Genomic DNA, 9684 nt, shown 5'->3' with positions numbered 1-9684 from the left:
GTCCTGCGCCGAGCGGCCGCCCGAAATCACGAGCACGAGGCCACGCACCCAGATGTAGGACGCCAGCGTGATGATGAAGGCGCTCATCTTCACCTTGACCACCAGATAGCCATTGAAAGCGCCGATGAGGCCGCCGACGGCCAGCGCCAGCAGCAGCGACACCGGAACCATCAGCCATTCGGGATGCAATTGAACGCCAAGCCCTATTCCGGACGAGCAGAACAGGATGCCGACCGCCATGGCGCTGAGCGCTGCCACGGATTCGACCGACAGGTCCATGTGACCGGCGATGATTACCAGCGCCAGGCCGATCGACATGACGCCGAGCACGCTGGACGCCTCGATGATGTTGGCGAAGATACCGAGTTGGAAATAGTTCGGGACGAAGATCGAGAAGACCACCAGCACGAACAGCAACATGAACCAGACGAGGTTGTCGAGAACGAACTCCAGGGCTATGCGTGTGCGCGGGTTCATGGGCTGATCCGGTTGGCGCACGACCCCGAAAATCAAGCTGATTTTCGCAAGGATCGGGCGCGGATTCAAATTCGCCACGGCGTCCCTTCGGACGCGGCGTTGTGAAAGGGCAGGCTCCGGGCCGCTACGGCCCGGAGCGCTTTCAAATGACTATTCGACCGACTTGACGGTGTCCGTCGGCGGCTTCTGGTTGCCCCAGAAGGCCGGGTTGTCGACATTTTCCTTGGTGATGGCGGCACCCGGGATCTTGATGTTCGGGCCCCAGGCTTCCTTGGTGACGGTCGATTTCAGGCCGAGCACGTCGTATTCGCCGGGCTTGATCTCTTCCTTCTTGGCGATCTTGTCCATGAACATGGCGACAGCCGCGGCCTGCGCGTAGAGCGGCTGCTCGACTTCGACGTTGAGCCAGCCCTTGCGGATCAGGTCGAGGCCGACCGGAGCGCCGTTCGAGCTCATCAGCATGACGTCGCCCGGCTTCTTGCCGGCGGCCTCGAGCGAGGCGACAGCAGCGACCGAAAGATGCGCGGCATGGCTGAAGATCAGATCGATGTCGGGGTTCGCCAGCATCTGGTCGGCAACGATGGTGCCGGCATTGCTGGCTTCCCACTGCATGGCCGGAAGCGAGATGATCTTGACGTCCGGAAACGCCTTCATCTTCTCTTCAAAGCCCTTCTGGATGTCGAGCGTGTAGGGGTCGCCGGGGTCGCCGAGCACCTGCAGGACCTTGCCCTTCACCGAGCCGTTCTTTGCTTTCAGCAGCTTCTCGGCCTGGTCGGCGGCGACGTATCCGATCTCGACCGTTCCGGCGACAGAGGTGAAGTCGGATGGCGTCGACGTGATCTGGCGGTCGAACTCGACCACCGGAATGCCGGCCGCGCGGGCGGCTTCAATGGACGGCTTCAGTGCGTTGAAATCGACGGCGGCAAGGATGATCGCCGCCGGCTTCAGCGCGATGACGTCGTTCATCTGTGACTGCTGGGCGTCGGTCTTGTTGTCGGCGTTCAGCGTCTTCATCTCGTAGCCAGTCTGCTTCAGGAACAGTTCCAGCGCGCTCACCGAGCCGGTCTGGAACTCGTCCAGCAGGGTCGGCACCATATAGTAGACGATACCCTTGGACTGGGCGAATGCCGGCGTGAGCGTGGCAAAGGCCAGTGCCAGGATACCGAAGACAGCAAGAAGTATTCGCTTCATGTCGTTCGCTCCTCTTAAGCCGGACCCCTCTTTTGTCCCTCAGCCCGCCGGTCCGGCACCGGCAAGCGTCTCTCCGGTGATCATGTTGATCACCGCATCGGGACTTGTTTTGTTGCGTGCGACATCGCCGGCCACGACGCCTTGCCGGATCACCACGATCCGGTCGGCGACCTGGAAGGCCTGCTGCATGATATGGGTGATGATGACGACGCCGATGCCCTGGTTCGCCACCTGGCGGATCATGTCGAGGCCGCGCCGCGTCTGTTCGACGCCAAGCGCTGCGAACGGTTCGTCGAGCAGCACCAGCTTGCCGCCCCAGTGCACGAACCGGTTCAGCTCGATGGCCTGCCGCTGGCCGCCCGAAAGATGCTCGACATTGGTGCGCAGCGAGGGAATGCGGGTCCCGGCGCTGGCCAGCGCCTTTCCGACGACGGCTTCCATGGCGCGCTCGTCGAGCACGGGAATGCCGAGAACCTTCCGGGTGATCTCGCGGCCCATGAAGAAATTGGCGACCACGTCGACATTGGTGCACAGCGACAGGTCCTGGTAGACGGTCTCGATGCCCGCCGCCTTGGCCTCGGCGGGCGACCGGGCAAGAAACTCCTTGCCCTCGAACAGCATACGGCCCGAGGTCGGCTCCAGTCCGCCTGCGATGATCTTGACCAGCGTCGATTTGCCGGCGCCATTGTCGCCCAGCAGCGCCACGACCTCGCCCTTGCCGATCGAGAAGCTGATCCCCTTGAGCGCTTCGATCGCGCCATAGTTCTTGGTGACGTTGTCGAGCACCAGCAGGGGTTCGTTCATGCCGCAATCTCCCTGGCTTTGAGAAGGTCGCGCTCGCGCTCGCGTTCGGCAGCGAACATCTGCCCGAAGCGGGGTGACAGCACCCCCGAAACCGCAAGGGCGGCAGCACCGCGCAACACCGAATGTTGCCCGCCGCGCGCGACGAGAATTCGAGGCGTCGTGCGGTCCTTCCGTGCGGAAACGGAGTTGTGCAAGCCGCCGGCCGAACCAGCCAGCCGTTCGAGCAGATCGGCGGATGCCAGCCCGCCGAGGATGACCGTCTCCGGGTCGAACAGGTTCTCGATGATGGCGACGGCATTGTGGAAGATCGGGCCGACTTCAGCCACCCAATCGGCCTCGCTGCCGTTCCAGCGCCGAAGCGCCTCGAGCGAGAGGTATCTTTCGAGACAGCCGCTGTTGCCGCACGGGCAAGCCTCGCCGCCGGGAACGACGGGAATGTGTCCGATCTCGCCGGCATTTCCCCAGGCGCCGCGCAAGGCGCCGCCGTCATGAACCATGACACCGCCAAGGCCGACGCCGAAATAGAGATAGTAGTATTCGGAAAACTGGGCGCCGAGGCCGTAGAGGCGCTCGCCCATGGCCGCTGCCGCCATGTCGGTTTCAAAGAAGGCCGGCAATCCGGTCGAGGCAGCCAGCCGCTCGCGCAGCGCCACATCCTTCCAGCCGGTCATGGTGGTCGGGCCGACAAAACTCATGGATTCGACGCCGAACGGTCCGGGCAGGGCCAGGCCGACCCCGAGCACCCGTCCGCCAGCCCGCAGTCTGGTCAATTCGATCACCATCGCCCCGATCAGGTCGAAGGCATGGTCCGGCGCCGCGTTCGGAGCTTCGCGATAGTTGCTCTCGATTACGTCGCCGCTCAGATTGATCAAGGCGGCACTGATGCCGAGCGGGGTGATGTGGACGCCGACGGCATAGCCGCCCTCGGGGTTGATGCGCAGGGTCGCCGGGGGCAGGCCGCGCCCCTTCGGCTCTTCGCGCAGCGACAGGATGTAGCCTTGGTCTTCCAGTTCGCGGACGATGGTCGACACGGTCTGGACGGTGAGGCCGACACGCCGGGCAATCTCGCCGCGGGCGATCGGTCCATGCAGGCGGATGGACTCGAGCACGATGCGCCGGTTGTACGGCCGCCCGAACTCCTGATTGGTCCCCCGCAGTGCCATGACGTGCGCCCCTTGGAGAGGGTAACTTGGCACCGCTTATTTATTCAGTCAAATGGAATTCAAAAATAAATGGTGGCGAAACCCGAATCCATGGAAGGCCGTGAAAGGACGCATCCTGCTCAGGACCTGCCTACGCGCCGCGCTGGCTGATTGCCGGCTTGTCGAAACCGTTTCAAAGGTGGCGAACCCGACCGTTGATCCGACAAAGCATGGAGCAAAGATGATCGAATTGCCGTTTGCCCGCGACGAGTACCAACAGCGGCTGCGCAAGATCCGTACCGAGATGGCCAAGCGCGGTCTCGAACTCCTTGTTGTCAACGACGTTGCCAACCAGCATTACATCACCGGCTATGATGGCTGGTCATTCTATACGCCGCAGGTGGTGCTCGTTCCAATCGAAGAGGTCGAGCCGGTCTGGATCGGGCGCGCCATGGATGCGGCCGGCGGTCTTCTGACAGCCTGGATGAAGCCGGAAAACGTGGTTGGCTTCCCGGAAGACCACGTTCAGCGCGTCGATCGCCATCCCATGGACTGGATCGCGAATTGGATCGTCGCGAAGGGCTGGGGTATCAGACATATCGGCATCGAACTCGAAGCCTACTATTTCTCGCCGAAAGGGCATGCCCGGCTCGTCGCCGGACTGCCCAATGCAAAATGGCATGATGCTGATCTGCTGGTGAATTGGATTCGAGCGGTCAAATCGGCGCCCGAGATCGCCTATTTGCGCAAGGCCTCGACCTTGGCCGAAGCAGCGGTCACGCGGGCCTTCGAAGTGATCGCGCCGGGTGTTCGCGAGTGCGATGCCATCGCCGCCATCCAGGCGGCGCAGATCGCCGGTAGTGCGGACTTCGCGGGTGACATCACCGCGCTGCCGCCGACAATTCTCGGCGGCGAAAATGCGTCCGCGCCGCACATCATGTGGAGCGACAGGCGGTTTGGGGACAACGAGACGATTGCGCTCGAACTTGCCGGCGTCTGCCGCCGCTATGCCGCCGGGCTGGCGCGAACCCTGCAGCTTGGCAAAACACCGACAAATGTCAGGGATACGGCAAAAGCGGTGCTCGAAGGCATGGATGCGGTGCTCGATGCGGTCAGGCCGGGAACATCAGCCGAAGCGGTCGAGGGCGCTTGGCGCAAGGTCATTCAACGCTACGGACTGAAGAAGGAGTCGCGCATCGGCTATTCGATCGGCGTCGCCTATCCGCCGGATTGGGGCGAGCACACGATCAGCCTCAGGCCGGGCGACAAGACTGTGCTTGAACCGGGCAACGTCGTGCATTCCATCCTCGGCATGTGGATGGACGGCTGGGGCATCGAGATCAGCGAGACCATCCTGGTCACCGAAACCGGCCATGAGACGCTGACCAGGTTCCCGCGAGAGATCCATGTCAAATCCTGAGGGTCCGGCCATGGCAAGCGGTTCTGCGAATCCCGACACGACCGATATCGATGCCGGAATTCTCGACCGGATGATCGAGATCCGCCGCCATCTGCACCGCAATCCGGAGCTTTCGAACCGCGAAGCCAACACGCAGCGTTATCTCAGGCAGATGCTGGTGGATCAGGGAATTGCCGACATTCGCGATGTCGCGGGCTTTGGCCTCGCGGTCGACATTGTCGGCACCGGCAAGCCGTCAAATCGAAAGCTGGCTATTCGCGCCGACATCGACGCCTTGCCGATCGAGGAGGAGTCCGGTGTCGAATTCGCATCGATGAACCCAGGTGTGATGCATGCCTGCGGCCATGATGCGCACGCATCGATGGCCTTTGCGGTCGCCGCCCATCTTCACCAGTCAAGGGACGACTTTGGCGGAACCGTCCGCCTGTTCTTCCAGCCGGCGGAGGAAGACGAACCGTCGGGCGGCAAGCGGGTGGTGGAGGAGGGGCTTCTCGACGACATCGACGCCGCCATCTGCGTCCACGTCGATCCGTACACGCCGACCGGCAAGATCGCCGTGAGTTCCGGCCCTTATACTCTGGCCTGCGATACATTTGATGTTCTCGTCACCGGCTCGGCCGCGCATGTTCGTGCGATATTGGAGGCAATAGCAACGGCCCACGGCGCCAGTGTGCAGCTCGACATCCACAAGGGCGAACCCGGCGTCGTCAACGACGTCGAGATGACGGAGTTGATTGTCGCCAGTGCCAAGGCCTGCATCGGGGTTGACAATGTTCTCAACACGCCTGGATGGACGATCGCGGACGACTTTGGCTACTACAGCGAGAAGTGTCCGTCGGTCTACTTCCGGCTCGGCATCCGCAACGAGGCGGTCGGATCGGTGTTTCCGCTTCACCATGCCCGGTTTCGCGTCGATGAGGCCGCCTTGAAGGTCGGCGCGGCCACCCTGGTTTCGGCAGCGACCTCGTTTCTGTCGATGCACCGGGAAAACTGACCAACGGACGGTGGAAACCGCTCATGGTCCATCAACGGCCACGATCGGCCATCGGCCGCATCGAGCAGAATCCCGAAATCGCCTACAGATACTGGGCGACCTTCTTGCCGACAGTCAGGAAGCGCAGGGGATCGATGGCTTCGCCATTGTGGCGGACCTCGTAGTGCAAATGCGGGCCGGTCGAGCGGCCGCTGCTGCCGGTCTTGCCGATGACGGCGCCGGCGTCCAGTTTCTCGCCCACGGTCACGTCGATCTCGCTGAGATGTCCGTAGCGCGTCGCAAAGCCATTGCCGTGGTCGACTTCCACCATGCGGCCATAGCCGCCGTTCCAACCTGCCTTGGTGACGATGCCGGGCGCCGTGACCTTTGCGGCCATACCGATCGGCGCCCTGAAATCCATACCGGAATGGAGTGCTGCGGTGCCGAGGATAGGGTCGGTGCGCACGCCGAACGGGCTGGTGACGGAGTGGCCCGGCGCCGGATTGGTGAGCGGCAGCTGGCGCGCTTCCTTCTTGAGGTGGTCGAGCGCGTCAAGCGCTTCGTCCAACTCCTTGACCTTGCTGTCGAACATCATCGAACTGTCGAGTGGGATCAGCGGTCCGCCGACATCGCTATCGCCCTTGCCGAAGTCGCTGTCGACGGGCAGCCCGGCTGCTTGAAGCGCCTGGGTGATCGCGTCGGCGCTCTTGTAGGCGTTGTCGGCAAGCGTGCTGATGCGGGTGAGCTGGTCGCTCTCGATGGATTTCAGCGACTGGTTGATCGAGACGAACAGCTTGTCGGCACGATCCGCGGCTGAATCGTTGGGCAGCGGATCGGAGCGCGTCGACCACAGCGAGAACGGCCTGGTGTCGCCGGAGCCGAGGTCGGCGCTCAGGCTGGCGACCGCATAGCTCTGCGCAGGTGGGGCGATGCTGCCGGTCACTTCGGCGCGTTTGTCCGGCTTCGCAACCGCTGCCGGATCTTCGGCCGGCGCCGCGCCGACTTCGTTCTCGGCGCGTTCAAGCAGCGGGCCAAGCCGGCCGTGGCGCTGACTCAGCTGGCTCTGGCGTTCAAGCAGTTCGCTGACCTTGGTTTCCATCAATTGCTGGTCGAGCAACTGGCGGCTGGTGATACGGTCGACCTGGGCGCGAAGCGCCGAAATGCGGTCTTCATAGGCTTGCTGCATGCGCGCCTGCCGCGCCGTGGTGGCGCCGATCAGGTCGTCGCGCAGTACGAGATAGGAGGTGGCCATGAGGTAGCCGATGGCAATGGCAGCGAGCGCCGAGCCAATAAAGGCCACGAGCCAGGGGCGGATCGTGAAGTGCCTGATCTCGTTGCCCCGGGCGATGATGACCGTATGGGGCTCCTTGCGCCTGCCGAAGACTGCTGACTGACCGGTTGCGTTCACGGGACCAAGCTTTCGGTTACGACACCACGACAGCTCGATTACACATTATTAGGGTTAACAAAGGCTTGCGGCGCCGGCTTGCTGGCGGCGATTGCCCGCCAGACGGGCGTAGGGTTGTAGGGAGTCAGCCGTGCCGGCAAAACCTCAAAGGGCGCGAACGGCCTCGAGCACGTCCTCGGCATGGCCCTTGACCCGGACCTTGCGCCAGATCCTGGCGATCCGCCCGTCGCGGCCGATCAGGAACGTCGCGCGCTCGACGCCCATGTATTTGCGGCCGTACATCGATTTCTCGACCCACAGATGGTAGGCTTCGATCACCTTGCGCTCCTCGTCGGCGGCGAGGTCGACGGTGAGATTGTATTTCGACTTGAACTTGTCGTGCTTTTTGGCGTTGTCAGGTGAGAGGCCGATCACGACGGCACCGGCCTTCTCGAACTCCGGCTTCAACTGCGAAAAACTTATTGCCTCTTGCGTGCAGCTCGTCGTGTCGTCCTGAGGATAGAAATAGAGGACGACGGGTTTTCCGGACGAGGCAGCGAGGCTGAGCGACCCACCACCATCGCGGGGCAGATCGAATTGCGGCGCCAGATCGCCTACGTCGAGGTCAGCCATATCGATGCCCTTGTTTGTGGTTACGCGCCAAGCCACACCGATATAGTGTCGAACGGGGATTCGTCCACGATCGAGTTCGTACAACGGAAAATTGCGTGGATCAGGAGCAACCGCAGCACGAGAAGATCCGGTTCAGGCGTGATGAGATCACCGACCTGGCGGCCTTTCCGTCCGCCTGCCGCGTGCCGCCGCTCGGTCAGGCGTCGATCGGGCGCGGCTTTCGCATGCTGTCGCGGCTGTTTGCCGGCTTGGTCGCTCTTGTGCTGCTGGCGGCCGTGCTCGTTTATCTGGTTGGTGCCTCCGGCATCGGGGCCGACCGGCTTCGTACCGAGGCGGAAACGGCTCTTGAGAAACTGGCCGGTGTCGATGTCAATGTCGCGGTCGGGCCTGCCCGCATCACGCTCGACAGTTCGAGTTTCGTCGCGCTCCAGGTCAGCGACGTCAGCCTGAAGACATCAGACGGCAAGCCGATGGCCGATGCCGGCCGCGTGCGCTTTGGCGTGCGCCTGGTCCCGCTGCTGTGGGGCGATGTGCGGCTGACCAGCGCCAGGATCTCCGATGCCCACATTGTCGTCGCCGCGATGCCGTCAGGCGGCGACTGGACCGCCGCGCTGCGCAATGAGGACGGCCTCATCGATCCGGAGAAGCTGTCCACTGCGGTGTTCGGAAACGTCAACCGGGCACTCGATGCCGTGCGGGAAGATTCGCTGCGCCAGATCGATCTTCGCAATGTCGAATTCGTGCTGCCCGAAACCGCAGCGATCAAGCTCTTCAAGATAACCGACGCCACCGTCGTGCAGTCGGGACCGGGCGGCATGCAGTTTTCCTCCAAGGCGGATGTCGACGGCAGGACGGTTACCGTTGCAGCTTCCGCCACCCGCGATATCGCGGCGCACCGTGTCACGGCGCTGGATGCGAGCATCGATCTGGCGGATGCCGGTGACACGACGGCCGCTGCCGGCAAGTTGGGCGCGGTCACGCTGAAACTGACAGGATCGGAAGGGTTCGGCGTGAATGCATCGCGGCTCACGGCCGCGTTGTCATCGACGGGCTCGATCCTCGATCTCGGCACGCGTGGGCTGCTTCCGGCCAACGTCGATGTCAATGCGACGCTGGTTGCCGGCAGCAACAAGGTCCAGGTCGACAGATTGCTGTTGAAGACCGGCCGCTCGACATTCGATTTCGCTGGTTCGATCGGGCCGAAACCGGCAACCGGAGCGGCGGGTGAGGAGCCGTCCTATCGCTACGATCTGACCAGCGACGGTTCGTCGCTGGCACCTTCGGAGTCGCCTGAGCCAGCGCTCACCTTCCTCGCCCGGATTGCCGGTGTCTACAACACGGTGAGCCACAGACTGGTCGTCGAGCAGATCGCGCTTCGGTCCGCTGCCTCCGGCGAGGTGCTCGGCACCGCCGCCGTGGCGTTCGTCGACGGCAAGGCGCCGGGGATCAATCTGGCGTTCAACATCCACAACATGCAGGTCTCTCACGTCAAGCAGCTGTGGCCATGGTTTTCAGCGCGCAACGCCCGGCTGTGGGTGCTGGCCAATCTGTTCGGCGGCCGCGTCGTCGACGCCAACCTCCAGTTCCAGGTCGTGCCGGGCCGTCTGGGCAACGGCGTGCCGCTGTCCGCCGACGAGGTGTTCGGCCGCTTCCAGAT

At 63.2% G+C, this 9684-nt stretch carries 7 protein-coding genes and 2 pseudogenes; 3 read left to right on the top strand and 6 right to left on the bottom strand.

Features of this window, described 5'->3' with window-relative positions:
- The 4 genes and pseudogenes from EN935_RS11305 to EN935_RS11290 form a co-directional block, all read right to left on the bottom strand.
- A pseudogene (locus tag EN935_RS11305) lies at positions 1–477 on the bottom strand (ABC transporter permease); the annotation flags it as partial.
- 150 nt (positions 478–627) lie between these two features.
- Complete coding sequence (locus EN935_RS11300) at positions 628–1668, bottom strand: sugar ABC transporter substrate-binding protein (protein ID WP_057145852.1); 1041 nt, start codon at positions 1666–1668, stop codon at positions 628–630.
- 39 nt (positions 1669–1707) lie between these two features.
- Complete coding sequence (locus EN935_RS11295; RefSeq protein ID WP_109669560.1) at positions 1708–2472, bottom strand: ATP-binding cassette domain-containing protein; 765 nt, start codon at positions 2470–2472, stop codon at positions 1708–1710.
- Positions 2469–3635, bottom strand: coding sequence for an ROK family transcriptional regulator (locus EN935_RS11290; protein WP_109669563.1), 1167 nt, complete (start codon positions 3633–3635; stop codon positions 2469–2471). The genes EN935_RS11295 and EN935_RS11290 overlap by 4 nt, the downstream gene beginning before the upstream one ends.
- A gap of 220 nt (positions 3636–3855) precedes the next feature.
- Between EN935_RS11290 and EN935_RS11285 the strand changes: the two genes are divergently transcribed.
- Together EN935_RS11285 and EN935_RS11280 are read left to right on the top strand one after the other, a co-directional pair.
- Positions 3856–5034 (top strand): M24 family metallopeptidase, encoded by a 1179-nt coding sequence (locus EN935_RS11285; RefSeq protein WP_109669821.1) that lies wholly within the window; start codon positions 3856–3858, stop codon positions 5032–5034.
- Positions 5021–6028, top strand: a complete 1008-nt coding sequence (locus tag EN935_RS11280; RefSeq protein WP_127265224.1) for an amidohydrolase — start codon at positions 5021–5023, stop codon at positions 6026–6028. The genes EN935_RS11285 and EN935_RS11280 overlap by 14 nt, the downstream gene beginning before the upstream one ends.
- A gap of 82 nt (positions 6029–6110) precedes the next feature.
- On the opposite strand, the gene EN935_RS11275 is transcribed toward EN935_RS11280, so the two are convergent.
- Together EN935_RS11275 and EN935_RS11270 are read right to left on the bottom strand one after the other, a co-directional pair.
- A complete protein-coding gene (locus EN935_RS11275; RefSeq protein ID WP_127265223.1) occupies positions 6111–7415 on the bottom strand; it encodes a M23 family metallopeptidase in 1305 nt (434 codons plus the stop codon).
- A gap of 144 nt (positions 7416–7559) precedes the next feature.
- On the bottom strand, positions 7560–8027 hold the full coding sequence (locus EN935_RS11270; RefSeq protein WP_126069342.1) for a peroxiredoxin: 468 nt from the start codon (positions 8025–8027) through the stop codon (positions 7560–7562).
- 95 nt (positions 8028–8122) lie between these two features.
- Here EN935_RS11270 and EN935_RS11265 point away from each other — a divergent pair.
- Positions 8123–9684 (top strand): annotated as a pseudogene (locus tag EN935_RS11265) (hypothetical protein); the annotation flags it as partial.

The sequence above is a fragment of the Mesorhizobium sp. M7D.F.Ca.US.004.03.1.1 genome, from assembly GCF_003998635.1.
Classification (GTDB): Bacteria; Pseudomonadota; Alphaproteobacteria; order Rhizobiales; family Rhizobiaceae; genus Mesorhizobium; species Mesorhizobium loti.
Note: the sequence above shows the minus strand (reverse complement) of the source record. Positions and strands in the feature narration are given on the sequence as shown.

Bases quoted from the DNA above. Each gene is read 5' to 3' on its own strand.
- EN935_RS11285 (WP_109669821.1), top strand. From the start codon at position 3,856: ATGATCGAATTGCCGTTTGCCCGCGACGAGTACCAACAGCGGCTGCGC.
- EN935_RS11290 (WP_109669563.1), bottom strand. From the start codon at position 3,635: ATGGCACTGCGGGGGACCAATCAGGAGTTCGGGCGGCCGTACAACCGG.
- EN935_RS11300 (WP_057145852.1), bottom strand. From the start codon at position 1,668: ATGAAGCGAATACTTCTTGCTGTCTTCGGTATCCTGGCACTGGCCTTT.
- EN935_RS11280 (WP_127265224.1), top strand. From the start codon at position 5,021: ATGTCAAATCCTGAGGGTCCGGCCATGGCAAGCGGTTCTGCGAATCCC.
- EN935_RS11295 (WP_109669560.1), bottom strand. From the start codon at position 2,472: ATGAACGAACCCCTGCTGGTGCTCGACAACGTCACCAAGAACTATGGC.
- EN935_RS11270 (WP_126069342.1), bottom strand. From the start codon at position 8,027: ATGGCTGACCTCGACGTAGGCGATCTGGCGCCGCAATTCGATCTGCCC.